20 protein-coding genes are annotated in these 20,617 nt (G+C 33.9%); 16 read left to right on the forward strand and 4 right to left on the reverse strand.

The features are described from left to right. Positions 1-181 (forward strand): hypothetical protein (locus AK212_RS13715; protein WP_222149260.1); only part of this gene is annotated, 181 nt, incomplete at its 5' end. A 6-nt stretch (positions 182-187) separates the two neighbouring features. Here the strand turns inward: AK212_RS13715 and deoD are convergent. Next, positions 188-898: a purine-nucleoside phosphorylase gene (gene deoD / locus AK212_RS11345; protein WP_053031110.1), complete on the reverse strand. Its 711-nt coding sequence runs from the start codon at positions 896-898 to the stop codon at positions 188-190. 166 nt (positions 899-1,064) lie between these two features. On the opposite strand from deoD, the gene deoC reads away from it, so the two are divergent. The 4 genes from deoC (at position 1,065) to AK212_RS11365 (ending at position 4,639) form a co-directional block, all read left to right on the forward strand. Next, positions 1,065-1,727 carry a deoxyribose-phosphate aldolase gene (deoC, locus tag AK212_RS11350; RefSeq protein ID WP_053031112.1) on the forward strand — a complete coding sequence of 221 codons (663 nt, stop codon included), beginning with the start codon at positions 1,065-1,067 and terminating at the stop codon, positions 1,725-1,727. A 61-nt stretch (positions 1,728-1,788) separates the two neighbouring features. After that, the gene (locus AK212_RS11355; RefSeq protein ID WP_053031114.1) at positions 1,789-3,090 is read left to right on the forward strand and encodes a pyrimidine-nucleoside phosphorylase; all 1,302 of its coding nucleotides are present in this window, start codon (positions 1,789-1,791) and stop codon (positions 3,088-3,090) included. 11 nt (positions 3,091-3,101) lie between these two features. Further along, complete coding sequence (gene deoB, locus AK212_RS11360) at positions 3,102-4,289, forward strand: phosphopentomutase (protein WP_053031116.1); 1,188 nt, start codon at positions 3,102-3,104, stop codon at positions 4,287-4,289. After that, positions 4,289-4,639: a DoxX family protein gene (locus AK212_RS11365; protein WP_053031118.1), complete on the forward strand. Its 351-nt coding sequence runs from the start codon at positions 4,289-4,291 to the stop codon at positions 4,637-4,639. The genes deoB and AK212_RS11365 overlap by 1 nt, the downstream gene beginning before the upstream one ends. Positions 4,640-4,889: 250 nt before the next feature. Here AK212_RS11365 and AK212_RS11370 read toward each other — a convergent pair whose 3' ends face one another. Beyond that, positions 4,890-5,360: an S-ribosylhomocysteine lyase gene (locus tag AK212_RS11370; protein WP_053031120.1), complete on the reverse strand. Its 471-nt coding sequence runs from the start codon at positions 5,358-5,360 to the stop codon at positions 4,890-4,892. A gap of 272 nt (positions 5,361-5,632) precedes the next feature. Between AK212_RS11370 and AK212_RS11375 the strand changes: the two genes are divergently transcribed. The 3 genes from AK212_RS11375 (at position 5,633) to AK212_RS11385 (ending at position 8,919) form a co-directional block, all read left to right on the forward strand. After that, positions 5,633-6,817 carry a M20 family metallopeptidase gene (locus tag AK212_RS11375; protein ID WP_053031122.1) on the forward strand — a complete coding sequence of 395 codons (1,185 nt, stop codon included), beginning with the start codon at positions 5,633-5,635 and terminating at the stop codon, positions 6,815-6,817. After that, the gene (ldmS, locus tag AK212_RS11380; protein ID WP_053031124.1) at positions 6,814-8,004 is read left to right on the forward strand and encodes an L-aspartate--L-methionine ligase LdmS; all 1,191 of its coding nucleotides are present in this window, start codon (positions 6,814-6,816) and stop codon (positions 8,002-8,004) included. The genes AK212_RS11375 and ldmS overlap by 4 nt, the downstream gene beginning before the upstream one ends. Before the next feature lie 249 nt (positions 8,005-8,253). Next, on the forward strand, positions 8,254-8,919 hold the full coding sequence (locus AK212_RS11385; RefSeq protein WP_053031126.1) for a DUF2750 domain-containing protein: 666 nt from the start codon (positions 8,254-8,256) through the stop codon (positions 8,917-8,919). Positions 8,920-9,291: 372 nt separating this feature from the next. Here the strand turns inward: AK212_RS11385 and coaW are convergent, their stop codons facing one another. Continuing rightward, positions 9,292-10,092: a type II pantothenate kinase gene (gene coaW, locus AK212_RS11390; protein ID WP_053031128.1), complete on the reverse strand. Its 801-nt coding sequence runs from the start codon at positions 10,090-10,092 to the stop codon at positions 9,292-9,294. Between the two features lie 192 nt (positions 10,093-10,284). On the opposite strand from coaW, the gene AK212_RS11395 reads away from it, so the two are divergent. The 3 genes from AK212_RS11395 to AK212_RS11405 all read left to right on the forward strand — a co-directional run bounded on the left by AK212_RS11395 (position 10,285) and on the right by AK212_RS11405 (position 13,601). Then, positions 10,285-11,145 (forward strand): GNAT family N-acetyltransferase, encoded by an 861-nt coding sequence (locus AK212_RS11395; protein ID WP_053031130.1) that lies wholly within the window; start codon positions 10,285-10,287, stop codon positions 11,143-11,145. Positions 11,146-11,258: 113 nt separating this feature from the next. Then, entirely contained in the window at positions 11,259-11,777 is a 519-nt protein-coding gene (gene rpoE, locus AK212_RS11400) for a DNA-directed RNA polymerase subunit delta (RefSeq protein WP_053031132.1), read from the forward strand. Between the two features lie 216 nt (positions 11,778-11,993). Further along, on the forward strand, positions 11,994-13,601 hold the full coding sequence (locus AK212_RS11405; protein ID WP_053031134.1) for a CTP synthase: 1,608 nt from the start codon (positions 11,994-11,996) through the stop codon (positions 13,599-13,601). A 74-nt stretch (positions 13,602-13,675) separates the two neighbouring features. Here AK212_RS11405 and AK212_RS11410 read toward each other — a convergent pair whose 3' ends face one another. Next, positions 13,676-14,197, reverse strand: coding sequence for a DUF2529 family protein (locus AK212_RS11410; RefSeq protein ID WP_053031136.1), 522 nt, complete (start codon positions 14,195-14,197; stop codon positions 13,676-13,678). 200 nt (positions 14,198-14,397) lie between these two features. Between AK212_RS11410 and fdaB the strand changes: the two genes are divergently transcribed. The 5 genes from fdaB (at position 14,398) to rho (ending at position 20,609) form a co-directional block, all read left to right on the forward strand. Beyond that, on the forward strand, positions 14,398-15,255 hold the full coding sequence (gene fdaB, locus AK212_RS11415) for a class IIb fructose-bisphosphate aldolase FdaB (RefSeq protein ID WP_011275221.1): 858 nt from the start codon (positions 14,398-14,400) through the stop codon (positions 15,253-15,255). A gap of 285 nt (positions 15,256-15,540) precedes the next feature. Further along, the gene (locus tag AK212_RS11420) at positions 15,541-16,812 is read left to right on the forward strand and encodes a UDP-N-acetylglucosamine 1-carboxyvinyltransferase (RefSeq protein WP_053031138.1); all 1,272 of its coding nucleotides are present in this window, start codon (positions 15,541-15,543) and stop codon (positions 16,810-16,812) included. Positions 16,813-17,092: 280 nt separating this feature from the next. Then, a complete protein-coding gene (locus tag AK212_RS11425) occupies positions 17,093-17,428 on the forward strand; it encodes a winged helix-turn-helix transcriptional regulator (RefSeq protein WP_053031140.1) in 336 nt (111 codons plus the stop codon). 169 nt (positions 17,429-17,597) lie between these two features. Beyond that, complete coding sequence (locus AK212_RS11430; RefSeq protein WP_053031142.1) at positions 17,598-19,025, forward strand: aldehyde dehydrogenase family protein; 1,428 nt, start codon at positions 17,598-17,600, stop codon at positions 19,023-19,025. A gap of 267 nt (positions 19,026-19,292) precedes the next feature. Continuing rightward, positions 19,293-20,609, forward strand: coding sequence for a transcription termination factor Rho (rho, locus tag AK212_RS11435; protein ID WP_053031144.1), 1,317 nt, complete (start codon positions 19,293-19,295; stop codon positions 20,607-20,609). Positions 20,610-20,617 lie beyond the last annotated feature (8 nt).

Genomic DNA, 20,617 nt, shown 5'->3' on the forward strand with positions numbered 1-20,617 from the left:
AGTTAATCAGTTTCTACAAGCAAAGCACGTTGGGCAAGCGAGCCAACAATACGAAGTATTGTATATAAAGAAGCCAGTAAATGAATTTATAAAAACTCATTTACTGGCATTTTTGCTAGGAATTATGTCCCAGTCTCATTTTGTTAGGGATTATTTCCTAACCTCGTTTATTGTTTATTAATTATTGTTATTCAGCAACTTCTAATGCAATTTCCATCATTTGCGTAAATGAGTTTTGTCTCTCTTCAGCTGTAGTTGCTTCATCTCTAAGAATATGGTCACTAACTGTAAAAATACCTAATGCTTTCTTACCAGCATTAATTGCATTTAAGTATAACCCTGCTGATTCCATTTCAATACCTAAAATTCCCATTTTTTTCCAATTGTCATTGAACGTTGCATCAGCATTATAGAATGTATCTGAAGATAGTACATTACCTACATGACTTACTGCGCCAATTTTATCAGCAACATTTTTAGCTTTAGTAATAAGTTCGAAATCAGCGATTGGGGCAAAGTGGCCAGGAATATTAAATTGGTCTACATAATTAGAGTTAGTAGATGCTGCTTGAGCAATAATCACATCATATAAATTAACATCTTCTTGTAAAGCACCACATGAACCAACACGAATAATAGTGTCAACATCAAAGAAATTATATAATTCATATGAATAAATACCAATACTTGGTATGCCCATTCCAGAGCCCATAACTGAAACTTCTTTACCTTTGTAAGTACCTGTATAACCGAACATATTTCTAACTTCGTTAAATTGTTCTACATTTTCTAAAAAGTTATCTGCAATATATTTTGCGCGTAATGGATCGCCAGGCATTAAAACCGTTTTAGCGATTTTCGCTCCATTTGGTTGAATGTGAGGTGTGCCATTTGTCATTAATATCTTCTCCTTATCATGATTGTTAAGATTAAGATAACATTTGTTTAACTTTTTTGCGAATTTTTGTACTATATACATGAGAGGGCTATATTAATATGAAAAGTTAATATTCTAATTTTAAGGAATATTGATTAAATTTAACAACATATTGGAGGAAACTACTATGAATTATGCAAAATTTATTGATCACACTTTATTGAAGCCGGAATCTACACGTCAACAAATTGATAAAATTATTGACGAAGCTAAAGCGTATGATTTCAAATCAATTTGTGTAAATCCTACACACGTTAAATATGCATCAGAAAAGTTAAATGGCTCAGATGTATTAGTTTGTACTGTGATTGGTTTTCCATTAGGAGCAAATACAACTGCTACTAAAATTTTTGAAACAGAAGATGCAATTAAAAATGGCGCATCTGAAATTGATATGGTTATCAATATAGGCGCACTTAAAGATGGAAGATATGAAGACGTTCAAAAAGATATTGAAGGCGTAGTTGGCGCAGCTAACGGAAAAACAGTGAAAGTTATTATTGAAACTGTTCTTTTAACAGATGATGAAAAAGTGAAAGCAAGTGAACTAGCAAAAGCTGCTGGAGCAGATTTCGTTAAAACATCAACTGGCTTTGCTGGGGGAGGCGCTACACCAGAAGATGTGAAATTGATGAAAGACACTGTGGGAGACGCATTAGAGGTTAAAGCTTCAGGTGGCGTGCGTAATTTAGAAGATTTCAACAAAATGATTGACGCAGGCGCTACTCGTATAGGTGCGAGTGCTGGTGTTCAAATTATTCAAGGCTTAGAGTCAGATTCTGATTATTAATCATGCAATTGATGTAACAGCACACAGATATAACAGCTTATTTTGAGAGGGGTTCAGAATTATGAGAATGGTAGATATTATTGAAAAGAAACGCGATGGCAAATCATTATCTAAAGAGGAAATTGAATTCTTTATCAAAGGTTACACGGAAGGGGACATTCCTGATTATCAAGCTTCTAGTTTAGCGATGGCAATCTTTTTCCAAGATATGAATGAAGAAGAGCGTGCAGCTTTAACTATGGCAATGGTTAATTCAGGTGATGTTATTGATTTATCAAAAATTAATGGTATTAAAGTAGATAAACACTCAACTGGTGGTGTTGGAGATACGACGACGCTAGTGTTGGCACCATTAGTAGCTGCAGTGGGAGTGCCAGTTGCTAAAATGAGTGGCCGTGGTTTAGGACATACGGGCGGTACGATTGATAAATTAGAATCTATTAATGGATTCCATGTTGAAATCTCTGAAGCGGACTTCATTAAACTTGTTAATGAAGACCAAGTTGCAGTGATTGGACAAACAGGCAATTTAACACCTGCAGACAAGAAACTATACGCATTAAGAGATGTTACAGGAACAGTTAACTCTATTCCTCTAATCGCATCATCAATCATGAGTAAGAAAATTGCCGCGGGTGCTGATGCAATCGTCCTAGATGTTAAAACTGGAAATGGTGCATTCATGAAAACATTAGAAGACGCTGAGGCTTTAGCACATGCTATGGTAAGCATAGGAAATAATGTTGGTAGAAATACAATGGCTATTATTTCAGATATGAGCCAACCACTTGGTCGTGCGATTGGGAATGCTTTAGAATTAAGAGAAGCGATTGATACATTAAATGGTCAAGGACCTGAAGATTTAACTGAACTAGTATTAACACTAGGTTCACAAATGGTCGTACTTGCTGAAAGAGCAAGTACACTTGAAGAGGCGCGTCAATTGCTCAATGAAGCCATTGAAAATGGTTCAGCACTAGATAAATTCAAAACATTTTTAGAAAATCAAGGTGGCGATGCTTCAGTTGTCGATTCACCGGAGTTATTACCGACTGCCCAATATCAAATTGATTATAAAGCAAAATCAAGTGGTGTAGTTTCAGAGCTTATTGCAAATGAAATTGGAGTTGCTTCAATGATGTTAGGTGCGGGAAGACAAACGAAAGAAGATGACATAGATTTAAGTGTTGGCATTGTGTTGAATAAGAAAGTAGGAGACAAAGTCAATGAAGGTGAGTCTTTATTAACGATTCACAGTAATCGTGAAAATGTTGATGATGTCATTAAGAAACTTGACGAAAGTATCGAAATTAAAGCACAAGCAAAAACACCAACATTAATTCATAAAATAATTACAGAGTAGGAGTGTTAAATATGACGACACCATTTAAAAGAGTGCATTTAATTGTCATGGATTCAGTAGGTATTGGTGAAGCACCTGATGCTGCAGCTTTTAATGATGAAGGGTCACACACATTAAAACACACGTTAGAAGGGTTTAACCAATCACTACCTAATTTAGAAAAATTAGGACTAGGTAATATTGAGGATTTACCAGTGGTCAATAAAGTTGAACAACCAGGTGCGTTTTATACTAAATTAAGTGAAGCTTCTGTCGGAAAAGATACGATGACAGGACATTGGGAAATTATGGGACTAAATATCATGCAACCATTTAAAGTTTATCCAAATGGATTTCCTGATGAATTAATTCAAGAGATTGAAGAAATGACAGGTCGAAAAGTTGTAGCAAATAAACCTGCTTCAGGTACTGCAATTATTGATGAATTAGGCGAACATCAAATGAAGACAGGGGATTTAATTGTTTATACTAGTGCAGACCCAGTACTTCAAATTGCTGCACATGAAGATATTATCCCACTTGAAGAATTGTATGATATTTGCGAAAAGGTTCGTGAATTAACTAAAGATCCTAAGTACTTAATTGGCCGTGTTATTGCACGCCCATATGTAGGTGAACCAGGAAACTTTACACGTACGTCTAATCGTCATGATTATGCGCTTAAACCATTTGGTAAAACAGTCATGAACACATTAAAAGATCATGACTATGATGTTATTGCAATTGGTAAAATTAATGACATTTATGACGGTGAAGGTGTAACAGAAGCAATAAGAACTAAAAATAATATGGATGGCATGGATCAACTGATTAATGTCGTTAAAAAGGACTTTAATGGTATCAGCTTCTTGAATTTGGTGGATTTTGATGCATTATATGGTCACCGCAGAGACAAAGACGGTTATGCACAAGCAATTAAAGATTTCGACGAACGCTTACCAGAATTAATTGATAATTTACAAGAAGATGATTTAGTTATTATTACGGCAGATCATGGTAATGATCCAATTGCAGAGGGTACTGACCATACACGAGAATATATTCCAGTGCTAATGTTTAGCCCTAAAATAGATGCATACCATGAATTATCAGGAGATACGACATTTAGTTCAATTGGTGCAACAATCGCAGATAATTTCAATGTTGAATTACCTGAATTTGGTAAGAGTTATTTAAAAGAAATGGGAGTGGAACATTAATGAAAGTATTCCGTTATTTATTAGGTTTAGCTTTTGGAGTAGCCGGTGTACTTCATTTTACACGTGAACGTTCATTTAGAAATATCGTTCCAGATTATTTACCATTACAAAAAACGGCTGTTTTAGTAACAGGTGTATTTGAGATTTTCTTCGGTATTATGTTGTTATTAAAACGTCCTGCTAATTGGTTAAAAAAAGGTATTAACCTATTCCTATTAGCTGTATTGCCTGCAAATGTTTACATGGCACGTAAAGAATTACCTTTAGGTGATAAACAAGTGCCAAAATGGGCGCTATATTTAAGATTACCATTACAGTTTGTATTAATTGGATTAGTAAAAAAATTATAAAATAATCAGATCAGAGAGCGGGACAAAAATTAAAATAAATTTGTTGTTCCACCCTAGCTAGCTTAGTTCGGAGTTTTTCTTGATGAAAATCTCTTAGTTAGGGCTCTGACAGCAAAGATGACGAGGTTTGAAAAAATGCTTGATTGAAACGCATTTTCAAATCAGTCAACTACAGCTAAAAGATAAAGAGGCTGAGACAAAATAAAATGTCTCAGCCTCTTTTTAAATATTCACTTTATGAACGGGTATGTTATTTACCTTCACCATATATATCAGACCATTCATTACGTTTATCAAGAAATGCTTGCGCGATTTCTTTTGCACCTTCAAGTGAATGGCTTGCAGCCCAGCCGCATTGAACTTCGTTACAAGCAGGAACTTCAGTAGCATTTAACACATCATTTAATGTTTTTTCAATGATATTTAATACATCTTCATAATCATCATGATTAATAAATGACACATAAAAACCAGTTTGACAACCCATTGGACTTAAATCTACAACTTTATCAGTATGATTTCTAATGTTTTCAGCCATTAAATGTTCGAGTGAGTGTAACCCTGGCATTTCCATATGTTCTTTATTAGGTTGTTTGAAACGAATATCGTATTTTTTAATCACATCACCATTCAAACCTTCCATTGTACCAGCTAAACGCACGAAAGGTGCTACAACCTTAGTATGATCTAAATTAAAACTTTCAACGTTCATTTTAGTCATCATAAATCCTCCTATAAGCAATAAATTTAATTATTAAGTTAACGATTTGATTGTATCAATAGTTAAAGGTATTTACAATTTTCAAAATTATAGTCCCAATAGGTGACATGAAATTGAATGAATTGTGAGAAAATTTTGTAAATACATGGAAATTTAATGACAACCATCTTTAAATCCGATAAAATAGGTAATAATTAACTGATGATAAGAAATATAAACGATTGAAGATAGTAGCAAAAACGATTGTCGTAAAGATAAGGGAGTTATGATTTATGAGTAATAAACAAGAAATTTTAGATTATATAGAGAATAATAAATATGATTATGTTGAAATTAGTCATCGAATACATGAACGCCCTGAATTAGGTAATGAGGAGATCTTTGCCTCTAGAACACTCATTGATAAATTGAAAGATAATGACTTTGAAATAGAAACGGATATTGCTGGGCATGCTACAGGTTTTATAGCCACTTATGATTCTGGACAAGAAGGTCCTACGATTGGCTATTTAGCAGAATATGATGCACTGCCGGGATTAGGTCACGCCTGTGGCCATAACATTATTGGGACTGCTAGCGTACTTGCAGGTTCAGCATTAAAACAAGTGATAAACCGCATTGGGGGAAAGGTTGTTGTGCTTGGTTGTCCAGCTGAAGAAGGTGGCGAGAATGGAAGTGCCAAAGCGTCATATGTTAAAGCTGGCATTATTGATGATATCGACATCGCTTTAATGATTCACCCTGGGAATGAAACCTATCCAACTATTGATACGCTCGCTGTAGATGTCTTAGATATAAAATTCTATGGCAAAAGTGCACATGCTTCAGAAAATGCTGATGAAGCTTTAAATGCACTTGATGCGATGATTTCGTATTTTAATGGTGTAGCACAATTAAGACAACACATTAAAAAAAGTCAACGCGTACATGGCGTTATTTTAGATGGTGGCAAAGCAGCTAATATTATTCCGGACTATACACATGCCCGATTCTATACACGTGCAACAACACGTAAAGAATTAGATGTTTTAACTGAAAAGGTCAATCAAATTGCGAGAGGCGCAGCGATTCAAACAGGATGTGATTATGAATTTGGACCGATACAGAATGGTGTAAATGAATTTATAAAGACGCCTAAATTAGATGCGTTATTTGAGAAATATGCAAATGAAGTAGGTGAAGATGTCAGTCATGACGATTTTGGTTTTGGATCGACAGATACGGGTAATGTCAGTCATATAGTACCTACGATTCACCCTCATGTGAAAATAGGCTCTAGAAATTTAGTTGGTCATACACATAGATTTAGAGAGGCTGCAGCGAGTGTGCACGGTGATCAAGCGTTAATTCATGGTGCTAAAATCATAGCATTAATGGGATTAGAATTAATTGAAAATAAGAGAATGTTTGATGACGTAGTTCAACAGCACTCTCAAATAAAGGGGCAGTCTAGATGACAAAGAACGAAAATGAACTAAAATTAACTTTAAGTGATTTATATAATGACAATGTTGTGTATAACTCGAGACCATCATATGTTTCAAATCCTTGGCTAAAACCTGAGGAACATCAATCGAATTTCTTAACGGGTCGAGAAATGCTTATTGCAGATTCTATGCCGATGATTGTACATGAAGCAAGCATTACTGATAAATTAGTTCAATTATTTGCTCTAGTCGGAAAAAAAGTTCCAACACATACGTATCAATTTAAAAATCGTGAAACATATGAAGCATTGTTAAATCGAATTGTTCACGAAGAAGGTAAAGCGATTTATTTTCAATATATTCATAGTGATGACGTTGTACCAGATGATTGCTACGCTGTTCAAAAAGAAACATTTGTAGCATTAAACAATAAAGCACGTATACCAGAGTGGACGAATCATAAATTTTTGCCAGAGCGTGAAATTGTATCTATTAATGATTTCAAAGCGCGTATTAAAGAATGGGCGTTTCCATTTGTTATTAAACCTGGAGATGATTTGCCGACAGCAGGTGGATATGGTGTTATGATTTGCTATGATGAAGCGGATTTGGCTAAAGCCACACAACGTATCTTAGAAGCTAGTGATGCGACAGATAACCTAATTATTGAACAGAAAATTGAAGCGGTTAAGAACTATTGTGTGCAATTCGCTTATTCTGAAGATATTGGTGTGACCTATTTAGGTACAGCACATCAAATTACAGATAAATATGGATTTTATGCAGGTAATGAAAATGTTCATAATGTTCCACAACAAATAATTGATGCCGGTCGAGAAATAATGGAAAATGGTGTGAAAATCGGTTTCTTTGGTGTAGCTGGTTTCGATTTACTCCTAGATAAGAATGACGACGTTTTTGCAATCGATTTAAACTTTAGACAAAATGGCTCTACAAGCATGTTATTATTACAAGAGGAACTGAATTCGACATATCAAAAATTTTATAGCTACTTCTCTAATGGTGATAATGAGCATTTCTTTAATACTATTTTAAAATATGTTAAACAAGGCGTGTTGTACCCATTGTCTTATTACGATGGAGATTGGTTTGGAAAAAACAAAGTTAATTCTCGCTTTGGTTGTATTTGGAGAGGCGAATCAAAGGAATCTATTGAGAAGATTGAACAATCTTTTTTAGCTGATCTAGAAAAGTAATCATTTATAAAATATGCAATCGTAAGTCGACAAGAAGTGGATTATTTAAAATGAATATGAGTTATGAACTAGAGTTGAGTAGGCACGCATATTAGCCTTTTCTCAACTCTAGTTTTATTTTAGATTCAAAACAAGTATGTTTTAAAAGTGCTATCTTAATAACATCATTTGCGATACAGATATTTGACGGCTTAAGTATTGTCATTTACTATTTTAATTGTTACCAAAATAGAAATGGAGGGTTACGCATTGTCTTACAAGAATGAGACTTATTTTAAAGATGTGCTGATTAATGAAACGTTTTATGTTGCTAGCCAAAATAAAAAATTAATCAGAATAAATAGTAATGATCAAAATCATGTCGGTGTTTGGACTCAAGAAGGACAAGCAGAAGCGTATTTAAAGCATTCAGCAATAGACTACGATCGCGTATTAACAATTGATGTGGATACATTCGTTACCTATGAATTGGATGACTTATTTGATGAAAATGATCAAGTTGTTATTAATCAAACAGCTGAAACAGAAGGACAGATTGTTAACGTTGTACAAATGACTGATGAATTAATGTCAGAATTGGATAAAATTCGCATTAAAGAATTTGTGAGAGATGTAGCCAAAGAAGACCAAGTATTCGGCTTAACGAAACAAGGTGAAAGTCACTTCATATTAATCAGTGATGATAAAGAAGAAAAACCTCAAATTATGCCTGTTTGGAGTTTAAAAAATAGAGCGCTTAAAGTTCGAGATGAAGACTTTGAAGAGTGTGAGTTAATCGAAATTGAAGGCAGCGTATTTAGTGATTGGTTAGATAAATTACGTGATAATAATCAAGCTGTTGCCATCGATTTAAAACCTGGTGTAGTTGGAACTGTTGTTTCAGCTCAAAAATTATCAAACGAATTAACGTTTTAATTTGAATTATGTAGTCATTCGTTACTTTTAGTCTTTATATATATTTAGGTATTACATAATTGATTAATTAAATAAAAAGGAAGAGGCTGGGACAAAAATAATATAATGAAGCTATTTTGCAAATTCGCAGTAGCTGACTGAACTGAGAAGGCGCTTAAATCAAGCTTTTCTCAGTTCTAGTCATCCTTGCGGGCGGGGCCCCAGCAAAGAGAATTTCATCAAGAAATTCTACAAGCAAAGCAAGCTGGGAGTCGGGGCCCCAGCAAAGAGAATTTCATCAAGAAATTCTACAAACAAAGCAAGCTGGGAGTGGACGACGAATTCAAAAGAATTCTGTCCCGCTCCCTTTTTTAGAAAATAATTACAAAACTATTAACTTAAATAGATAGCGCCAAGCGCACCTGAAAAGGCACCGTTTTCAATATAAAATGGTTTGAAACCACGTAGTACCGTATAATCTTCAATAACCTCGCGCAAAAGAGGATTGTTGTTAAAAGAAGACCCGATATATACAACATTTTCAGTTTTATTTTCACGAGCAACAGTGATTGCCATAGTCGTTATAACTTCTCCAACAATACCAACGACTGATGCTAATTTGTTGGCTGGTGAAAATTCTACGTCTAAATTATGTAAGACATTTCCGAAATTAGCTGCTGTTAATTCACCAGGAATAGGAGGCTCAGTATCTTTATAAATATGTTTAACCTTAAGGTCTATCGTATCTCTATCACCAGATTGTGCTAAATTAGTCAGTGCTTCGTAATCTGTAATTTGAGACAATAAATAACCCAGTCCTTGAATCATACCACCGCCAGTACCTACACCGCCAACACGGTGCTGTTGTTGACCATCAAAAAAGTGTAATGACGTGCCTGTACCGACATTAGCGAAAATATATTCGTTAATATGGTGACCTTGTTCTTTTAGAAGCATACCTAAACCTTTAGATGATGCATCAAATTCAACAAATATTTTAGCTTCTGTATTTAAATTTTCAGCGATTACACCTGCATTACCACCCGTAAGACTGATGGATTCGAACGTATTTGCATTCAACCATGCAATGACTTCAGATATATTTGTAGTAAGTTCGGTTTCATATGAACGTCCTTGTTGTGATTCTTGGACGATTTTAATTAACGTACCACCGGCATCGATACCGACTTTCATTCTAGTTCACCTCGTGATTTTATATGTCATATTTATAGTAAAGCAAATTTGCTGAATTTCAATAGATTAATTTTAAAAAGGTAAAAATTTAAAATAATTGTATCTAACTTAAGTGGATTTTATTTTGATAAGTGTAAAAAAACAATTATAATATAAGTTGATAAATTATTAGAGGCATAGGGGTTAGTGGTTATGACTATAAAGAAACAATTTGAAAATATAACAATTCAAGAGTTTGAAGAAAAATATAGACAAGATGTAGTTAACTTTGAATTAAGCGAGCGACAACAAATATACTCTTCTTTACCGAAAACAGTATTAGACGATGCACTTACAGATGAGAATAGAGTGGCTAACATTGCTATTAATGAAGATGGAGATGTTGTTGGTTTCTTTGTATTACATCAATATTATCAACATGAAGGATACGATACGCCAGAGAACGTCGTTTATGTAAGATCATTATCAATCAATGAGCAATTTCAAGGGAATGGTTATGGAACGACAATGATGATGTACTTACCTCAATATGTACAGATGTTGTTTCCTGATTTTAATCATTTGTATCTAGTTGTTGATGCAGAGAATAAAGGGGCGTGGAATGTATATGAACGTGCTGGTTTCATGCATACGGCTACGAAAGAAGAGGGGCCAATTGGTAAAGAACGTTTATACTACTTAGATTTAGATTCTAAACACGTTTCTTCATTACGATTAACTGAAAACGAAACGTCAAGTATAGCGACATATAATATCGTTGATTTACTTAAAGATAACCAAAAAGTTGGCTTTATTGCACTTGAACAAATGAATAATCGAATTAATATTGTTGCCATTGAAGTTTATAAAGATCAACGTAAAGAAGGCATTGCAGAAAGTGCATTAAGACAAATACCAACATATGTACGTAAGCATTTTAAACAAGCTAAAACGATTGTTATTACATTGTTTGGTGAAAATAATGAATTAAAACCATTGTGTATGAATAGTGGTTTTGTCGAGATTGATCAATCAGATGATTTAGTTATTTTCGAGAAATATATCAATTACTAAGTGAATCGTAATTGCGAAATCGTGTATTGTCATTTATAATTTATTTTTGTTACTATTAATTAATGAAATCCAACGATATAATTAAAAATTCTTCGAAAGGAAGATTAGCTATAATGAAAATCCAAGATTATACTAAAGAAATGGTTGATGAAAAGTCATTTATTGATATGGCTTATACGTTATTAAATGATAAAGGTACTACAATGAATTTGTACGATATCATTGATGAATTCAAAAAATTAGGTGACTATGAATTTGAAGAAATTGAAAATCGTGTAGTTCAATTCTATACCGATTTAAATACTGACGGACGTTTCTTAAACGTTGGCGAAAATCAATGGGGATTACGTGATTGGTATTCTGTAGATGATATCGAAGAAAAAATTGCTCCAACAATTCAAAAATTCGATATTCTTGATGACGAAGATGAAGAAGATAAGAATCTTAAGTTATTGGGTGACGATGAAATGGATGACGATGATGATATTCCAGCCCAAACAGATGATCAAGAAACATTAGATGATCCTGAAGATGAACAAGTTGAAGATGAAATTAGTGAATCAGATTTAGTAATTGAAGATGACGAAGAGGATGAACTCGACGAAGAAGACGAGGAAGAATTCGAAGACTAAGAAGATTTTAAAACTAAATGCTAGTTTTGATTGACTTTTACTTAAAAGATGATAGAATTTTATTCGGGCTCCTTTAATTAGGACACGTGTATAAATGATATACGCTCCCCTTACAGATATGTGAGAGGGAGCGATTTTTTTATTTTTTCAAAAGTGATTATTTAAAATGAACAAATAGGTAAGGAAGCATCCCTTTATAAATTAGGAGGTCAGGAAATGACAAAATTTATTTTTGTAACGGGCGGAGTAGTATCATCATTAGGAAAAGGTATAACAGCCGCTTCTCTAGGAAGATTATTAAAAGATAGAGGCTTAAAAGTCACAATTCAAAAATTCGATCCATATTTAAACGTTGATCCAGGAACGATGAGTCCATATCAACATGGAGAAGTATTTGTTACAGATGATGGTGCTGAAACTGACTTAGATTTAGGACATTATGAGCGTTTTATCGATATTAATTTAAATAAATATTCAAACGTTACTGCTGGGAAAGTTTATTCTCATGTACTTAAAAAAGAACGTCGTGGAGATTATTTAGGTGGAACTGTACAAGTTATTCCACACATTACTAATGAAATTAAAGAACGTTTATTACTTGCAGGGGAAAGTACCAATGCTGATGTAGTTATCACTGAAATTGGTGGTACAACTGGTGACATTGAATCGCTACCATTTATCGAAGCGATTAGACAAATTAGAAGCGATTTAGGTCGTGAAAATGTGATGTATGTACATTGTACGTTACTTCCATACATCAAAGCTGCCGGTGAAATGAAGACGAAACCAACGCAACACAGTGTTAAAGAATTACGTGGTTTAGGTATTCAACCGGATTTAATTGTAGTACGTACTGAATATGAAATGACTCAAGATTTAAAAGATAAAATTGCGTTATTCTGTGACATTAATAAAGAAAGTGTTATCGAATGTAGAGATGCATCATCACTATATGAAATTCCATTACAATTAAGTGCACAAGATATGGACGATATCGTTATTAAGCGATTAGATTTAGATGCTAAATACGATACTCAGTTAGACGAATGGCAATATTTATTAGATACTGTAAATTCGCTAGACGGTACAATTACGATTGGTTTAGTTGGTAAATACGTAAGCTTACAAGATGCGTACTTATCAGTAGTGGAATCATTGAAGCATGCTGGCTATCCATTGAAAAAAGATGTCGTTGTTAAATGGATCGATTCAGGAGAAGTTAATGACGATAATGTTGAAGACTACTTAAAAGATGTAGATGGTATTCTAGTGCCAGGTGGTTTTGGATTTAGAGCAAGTGAAGGTAAAATTGCAGCCATTAAATATGCGCGTGAAAACAATGTGCCATACTTTGGTATTTGTTTGGGTATGCAATTGGCAACTGTTGAATTTGCACGTAATGTACTTGGCTTAGATGGTGCACATTCAGCTGAACTTGATCCAAGCACACCTTATCCAATCATTGATTTACTACCTGAACAGAAAGATATTGAAGATTTAGGTGGTACGTTACGCTTAGGATTATACCCATGTAAAATTAAAGAAGGTACTTTAGCGCATCAAATTTATGATGCAATCAACATTGAAGAGAGACACCGTCATCGATATGAATTTAATAACGAATTCAGAGAACAATTAGAAGCGAATGGTATGGTATTCTCTGGAACTAGTCCGGATGGACGTTTAGTCGAAATGGTTGAAATTCCTGAGAATGATTTCTACATTGCTTGTCAATTCCATCCTGAATTCTTATCAAGACCTAATAGACCTCAACCAATATTTAAAGCGTTTGTTGAAGCAGCAAACAACTATCAAAATAAATAATATATTAAAACAACCCTTACATTGCTTTATTAGCATATAAGGGTTGTTTTTTATTTAATATTTAGTTATTACTATTACAATTCTAAATCTCGTGTCATTTCAACCATTTGAGTGTAAATTTCATAGTAAATATAATTAAATGCCATTGTATGTGGTTGAACCACTTTATCATAATCTTCTGTGTAGACGATAGGTCGTGGTGTAGCGAGGTTAATAAAATGAATAAACTGTTCTGGTATTTCAACATCTTTAGGACGGTTACAAATTAAGACAACATCAATATCTTTATCGACGAATGTTTGTACATCCTGAGCGACTTCTTCAGTATAAAATGGTGAAAAGAGTAACACACGATCTGTAGAATCAATATCGTCAACCGTTGTTAATGTTGATAATGGTTTACTAGATTGAAGATGTTCTTCACTTTCAAGAATAAAGGGTTCGAAAAATTTTAAATCACCATAACCGCGTATATATACATACCCCTCACCACCGATTGCTTGTATTAGACATTGAGCGGCCATTTGAATGTCTAATGCTTGATCTTCTAAACGATTGAATATACCTGTTAATTGTGTATGTAATATTTTAGACATGTAAATCCTCCATTTCATTTTGTATTGTAAATAAACGCAAACGTAAGTGCAATAAAACTGGTTATGATAGCTAATCTGAATGACGTAATGCGTGTCAGGTAAGATTATTTTAAAATGAGCATACATTCACATGCAATTCAAAATAATATCTGATATAATGATTTTAAAAATTGTGCAGTTGCACACAAGGAGGAACTTTCATGCCATTAGTTTCAATGAAAGAAATGTTAATCGACGCGAAAGAAAATGGTTATGCAGTTGGTCAATACAACTTAAATAACCTTGAATTTACACAAGCAATTTTAGAAGCTTCTCAAGAAGAGAATGCACCAGTTATCTTAGGTGTTTCAGAAGGTGCTGCACGTTACATGAGCGGTTTCTATACAGTAGTTAAAATGGTTGAAGGTTTAATTCATGACTTAAACATTACTGTACCAGTAGCTATCCACTTAGACCATGGTTCAAGTTTTGAAAAATGTAAAGAAGCAATTGATGCTGGATTCACTTCAGTAATGATCGATGCTTCTCATAGCCCATTTGAAGAAAATATTGAAATCACATCTAAAGTAGTAGAATATGCACATCAACATGGTGTATCAGTTGAAGCTGAATTAGGAACTGTTGGTGGACAAGAAGATGACGTTGTTGGTGGCATCATCTATGCTGACCCTAAAGAATGTCAAGAATTAGTTGAAAGAACAGGTATTGATACTTTAGCACCAGCATTAGGTTCAGTTCACGGACCTTACAAAGGTGAACCTAAATTAGGATTTAAAGAAATGGAAGAAATCGGTGCATCAACTGGTTTACCATTAGTACTACATGGTGGTACTGGTATCCCAACGAAAGACATTCAAAAAGCAATTCCTTACGGTACTGCTAAAATTAATGTAAACACTGAAAACCAAATTGCTTCAGCTAAAGCAGTAAGAGAAGTATTAAATAATGATCAAGACGTATATGATCCACGTAAATACTTAGGACCAGCTCGTGAAGCAATTAAAGAAACGGTTAAAGGTAAAATTAGAGAATTTGGTACATCTAACCGCGCTAAATAAGTTTTAAAATAATTGAAGATGTTATTTAAAAGAGTGAAACGTTTCATCGTTTCACTCTTTTTCTTTTATAATATAAGTAATCACATTTAATTATTTTTCAAAAATGATTTATAATATTTGTATATATAATACTTGAGATGGTTTTATAAAGTTTGAATCAATAATTTTTACTATTGCAATTATCTTTAATTCATAATAATTTATGTTTTACAAATAAAGAATGTATATTTTATAATGCTACTAATGTATTATTTTAAATAAATGAGAAACAAAGGAGATAAACTTATGACTCAAGAGGTAATAAAAATTCGCGGTGGTCAAACACTAAAGGGAGAAGTTACGATAAGCGGTGCCAAAAATAGCGCAGTAGCTATCATCCCAGCAACATTATTAGCTCAAGGCCAAGTGAAATTAGATGGCTTACCACAAATTTCCGATGTAGAAACACTAGTTAGTTTATTGGAAGATTTAAACATTAAGGCTCAATTAAATGGTAAAACGCTAGAAGTTGATACTTCTGAAATTCAAAATGCACCACTGCCTAACAATAAGGTTGAATCTCTTCGAGCATCTTACTATATGATGGGGGCGATGTTGGGTCGCTTTAAAAAATGCGTTATCGGCTTACCTGGTGGTTGTCCATTAGGACCACGTCCGATTGATCAACATATTAAAGGGTTCAAAGCATTAGGAGCAGAAATCGATGAATCCAATGACACGTCAATGAAGATTGAAGCTAAAGAATTACATGGTGCTAACATCTTCTTAGATATGGTCAGTGTAGGTGCAACGATTAATATTATGTTAGCTGCTGTACATGCGAAAGGTCAGACAGTTATTGAGAATGCTGCCAAAGAACCTGAAGTTGTAGATGTAGCTAATTTCTTAAATAGTCTTGGTGCAAATATTAAAGGTGCAGGTACAAGTACGCTAAAAATTAATGGTGTTAAAGACTTGCATGGATCCGAATATCAAATTATTCCTGACCGTATTGAAGCGGGTACATATATGTGTATCGCAGCTGCAGTTGGAGAAGAAATAACGATTAATAATATCGTTCCTAAACACGTTGAAGCTTTAACGGTTAAGTTAAAAGAACTAGGCGTAGATATTGAAATCGATGGAGATGCTGAAAAAGCTATCATTAAACGCAAACCTATGTACAAAAATGTAGACATTAAAACTTTAGTATATCCTGGTTTTGCAACAGATTTACAGCAGCCAATAACGCCATTATTATTTATGGCAGATGGTCCTTCGTTTGTTACAGAAACGATATATCCTGCGCGTTTTAGACATGTCGATGAGTTAAAGCATATGGGTGCCAATATCGATGCAGACATGCAAACAGGAACAGCGACAATTAAGCCTTCAACATTAAATGGTGCTGACGTATATGCGAGTGATTTACGTGCTGGTGCATGCCTAATTATTGCGGGTCTATTAGCTGAAGGTATAACTACAATTTATAATGTTAGACATATTTATAGAGGTTATACTGATATCGTTACACATTTGAAAACGCTGGGCGCAGATATTTGGACGGAAGAAGTTTAATCACTACGATAAATTTAAGAAACAAGTCAAAGTCTTAATATAATGTCTTTTTGATTTGATATTTAGCTTTGAATGATTCAGATGCATTTGTTTGATGATTTCAATTGATTTATGATTGATAGTTTTAGACGTTGTATTAGGGCTTGTTTTTCTGGTATAATAATTATATTAGATACTAATATGTTGTAGACTTATAACCATTACTGGAACTAATGTAATGTATTTATAAGTGATTTTTAGTACCTACAATCTAAAGATGTTTTGAATAGAGGTGAAGACATTGGAAATCTGTCCATATCTTGAAGAAACCTTTAAAATTGTTGGTAGAAGTTGGAACGGTTTAATCATTAATTATCTATCACGATGCACTGATTATACTGCGCACTTTTCCGATATGAAAAGGGATTTGAAGACCATTACACCACGTGCATTAAGTATTAAATTAACTGACTTAGGTGAATGGGGATTAGTAGAAAAGAAAGTAGTTTCAACTAGTCCAGTTTCAATCATTTATGAATTGACTGATAAAGGTAAAGCTTTAGCCGAAGCTTTGAAACCTATTGAAGCGTGGGCTCGTGAACACGTTACACTTGAAGAAGAAGTTAAATCTAAATAATAGAGTTAAGCGTTTTGTACTATACACGGAATGAATCTAACAGTTGAGGTTAGTCATTTTATATATAGGTGCAAAACGCTTTTATTATGCTGTACTGACATGGTATGTTTAATTCTCGTTAAAAAAAGGTACACAAATGATATAACGATTCTTAAGGAGTGAAGCATTGATGAGAAATTATACGCAACAATATATCAATGGCGAATGGGTTGATAGCGATAGTAATGAAACAATTGAAGTCATTAATCCAGCAACAGAAGAAGTCATTGGTAAGGTAGCTAAAGGTAATGCTAACGACGTAGACAAAGCAGTAGAAGCTGCAAATAACGTATATTTAGAATTTCGTCATAGCTCAGTAAAAGAAAGAAAAGAACTATTAGATAAAATTGTAGAAGAATATAAAAATAGAAAACAAGACATTATAGAAGCCATTACAGATGAACTTGGTGCACCACTCACATTATCTGAAAATGTGCATTATCAAATGGGATTAGATCATTTCCAAGAAGCTAGCAGAGCGTTAGATTCATTTGAATTTGATGAAAGACGTGGCGATGCATTAGTAACTAAAGAAGCGATAGGTGTTTCAGGATTAGTGACACCATGGAACTTCCCAACTAATCAAACGTCATTGAAATTAGCCGCTGCATTTGCAGCAGGAAGTCCTGTAGTTCTAAAACCTTCTGAAGAAACACCATTTGCAGCCGTTATTTTAGCTGAAATTTTTGATAAAGTAGGCGTGCCTAAAGGTGTATTCAATCTAGTAAACGGTGACGGTGAAGGTGTCGGTAATCCTCTAAGTGAACATCCTAAAGTCAGAATGATGTCATTTACTGGTTCAGGTCGTACAGGCTCTAAAATTATGGAAAAGGCTTCTAAAGATTTCAAGAAAGTATCACTTGAATTAGGTGGTAAATCACCATATATCGTTTTAGATGATGTTGATGTTAAGGAAGCTGCAAAAGCGACTACAGGCAAAGTAGTTAATAATACAGGTCAAGTTTGTACTGCTGGTACACGTATTTTGATACCAGAAAGTAAAAAAGAAGATTTCTTAACCGCACTAAAAGAAGAATTTAGTAACGTTAAAGTTGGCGATCCACGTGAAGAAGGCACTCAAGTCGGTCCAATTATTAGTAAAAAACAATTTGATACAGTTCAATCTTATATTGATAAAGGGATTGAAGAAGGCGCCGAATTATTCTATGGTGGTCCCGGTAAACCAGAAGGATTAAATAAAGGTTACTTTGCAAGACCAACCATTTTCATTAATGTTGATAACGATATGACCATTGCGCAAGAAGAAATCTTTGGTCCAGTTGCCTCTGTTATCACTTATAATGACTTAGATGAAGCAATTAAAATTGCAAATGATACAAAATATGGATTAGCAGGTTACGTAATTGGTAAAGATAAAGAAACACTTCAAAAAGTAGCACGCTCAATTGAAGCTGGACGAATTGAAATCAATGAGGCTGGCAATCAACCTGATTTACCGTTTGGCGGTTACAAACAATCTGGTATCGGCCGTGAGTGGGGCGATTACGGAATTGAAGAATTCTTAGAAGTGAAATCAATTGCCGGCTATTTCAGTTAATTTTAAAAATTAATTAATTTGTCATTTATAACAGTTCATGGGATATTTTTAGTTCCATGAGCTGTTTTATTTTTGGAAATTTAATAAAATCGTTTTGTATTTAAATTGAAAATTTGCTATATTAATTCTAGTATTCAAGACTTTAAAAAGTAATATATGAAATATCCAAAATAGATTTTGTGATTTATCGAAGTGAATCTATATGGAAATATTTCTTTTCAAGTCAAATTTAAGTCTTTATAAATATATAAGAAATGGGTGCAATTTATGCCTGAAAAAGTACGTACATCTCCGCAATATGAGTCGTTTCATGAATTGTATAAAAACTACACAACGAAAGAATTAACACAGAAAGCCAAATCGTTAAAACTTACAAATTATAGTAAGTTAAATAAGAGTGAATTAGTATTAGCTATTATGGAAGCCCAAATGGAAAAAGATGGGAACTACTACATGGAGGGTGTCTTGGATGATATCCAACCTGATGGCTATGGATTTTTAAGAACAGTTAATTATTCAAAAGGTGAAAAGGACATTTATATATCTGCAAGTCAAATTCGCCGTTTTGAAATCAAACGTGGTGACAAAGTAACTGGTAAAGTGCGTAAACCCAAAGATAATGAAAAATATTACGGTTTATTACAAGTAGACTTTGTTAATGACGAAAATGCTGAAGTTGTAAAAAAACGCCCTCACTTTCAAGCTTTAACACCTCTTTATCCTGAGGAAAGAATCGTTTTAGAAACAGAACCCCAAAATTATTCAACACGTATTATGGATTTAGTTACACCAATTGGTTTAGGTCAACGTGGACTTATCGTTGCACCACCAAAAGCTGGTAAAACATCATTATTAAAAGAAATTGCTAATGCGATTTGCAAAAATAAACCTGATGCGAAATTATTTGTTTTATTAGTAGGGGAACGACCAGAAGAAGTCACTGACATTGAACGTTCTGTAGAATCTGCTGAAGTAGTACATTCAACTTTTGATGAGCCACCTCAACACCATGTAAAAGTAGCTGAATTATTATTAGAACGTGCTAAACGTTTAGTTGAGATTGGTCAAGATGTGATTATTCTTATGGACTCAATTACTCGATTGGCAAGAGCATATAACCTTGTTATACCGCCAAGTGGACGAACACTATCAGGTGGACTTGATCCCGCTTCATTACACAAGCCTAAAGCATTTTTTGGTGCTGCACGTAATATTGAAGCAGGTGGGAGCTTAACAATATTAGCTACTGCATTAGTAGAAACGGGTTCACGTATGGATGATATGATTTATGAAGAGTTCAAAGGAACAGGAAATATGGAACTCCATCTTGATCGTAAATTGTCTGAACGTCGAATTTTCCCAGCAATTGATATTGGAAGAAGTTCTACACGTAAAGAAGAATTATTAATTAGTAAATCTGAACTAGATTCATTATGGCAATTAAGAAACATGTTTACGGATTCTACAGATTTCACTGAAAGGTTCATTAGAAAACTTAAACGCTCTAAAAGTAATAAAGAATTTTTCGAGCAATTACAAAAGGCTGCAGAAGAAAGTACAAAAACAGGTAAACCAATTATTTAATGAATATC

The organism is Staphylococcus borealis, assembly GCF_001224225.1.
Classification (GTDB): Bacteria; Bacillota; Bacilli; order Staphylococcales; family Staphylococcaceae; genus Staphylococcus; species Staphylococcus borealis.